Origin of the sequence: Paracoccus sp. SY (genome assembly GCF_002901215.1) — a bacterium.
GTDB classification, from domain to species: Bacteria; Pseudomonadota; Alphaproteobacteria; order Rhodobacterales; family Rhodobacteraceae; genus Paracoccus; species Paracoccus acridae.
Genome location: NZ_NWMQ01000190.1, coordinates 1 through 602, shown reverse-complemented (window position 1 = coordinate 602; position 602 = coordinate 1). Strand labels below are relative to the sequence as shown.

Annotated in this window: 1 protein-coding gene; it reads left to right on the top strand. The window is 61.3% G+C overall.

What is annotated here, in order from left to right; all coding sequences use genetic code 11:
* Positions 1-105: 105 nt before the first annotated feature.
* Positions 106-602: helix-turn-helix domain-containing protein (locus tag CK944_RS22500; RefSeq protein ID WP_146038782.1), on the top strand; the 497-nt coding region annotated here is incomplete at its 3' end.

Sequence of the window (602 nt, the reverse complement as noted above, 5' to 3'; positions counted from 1 at the left end):
TTCCACCCAGAAGTGACCCAGGCAGGCCCATAATTTCCATTGAGATTTGACCCATGTGACCCTTCCCCGACGCGAAGAGCGGAGGGGGTTTACGGAGTGATCCACATGGGACTTTTGAACGTGATCCGGAAGCTGCGGCTGCGGGAGAAGTTGCCAATCCGCGAGATCGCGCGTCGCACCGGCCTGTCGCGCAATACGATCAAGAAGTATCTGAACTCAGGAACGATCGAGCCGTCCTTTGCCACCCCGGATCGGCCAAGCAAGCTTGATCCTTTTGCCGAGAAGCTGGCCGGCTGGCTGAAGACGGAGGCCGGCAAGTCGCGCAAGCAGCGGCGGACGCTGAAGCAGATGCATGCCGATCTGGTCAAGCTGGGCTTTACCGGCTCCTACGGCCGGGTTGCGGCGTTTGCGCGGGACTGGCGGACAGATCGCCAGCGGGAACAGCAGACCACGGGCCGCGGCACCTTTGTGCCGCTGTCTTTCCGACCGGGAGAGGCCTTCCAGTTCGACTGGAGCGAAGACTACGGCCATCTGACGGACGAGCGCACCAAGCTTCAGATGGCGCATATCAAGCTATCACACAGCCGGGCCTTCCTGTTGCG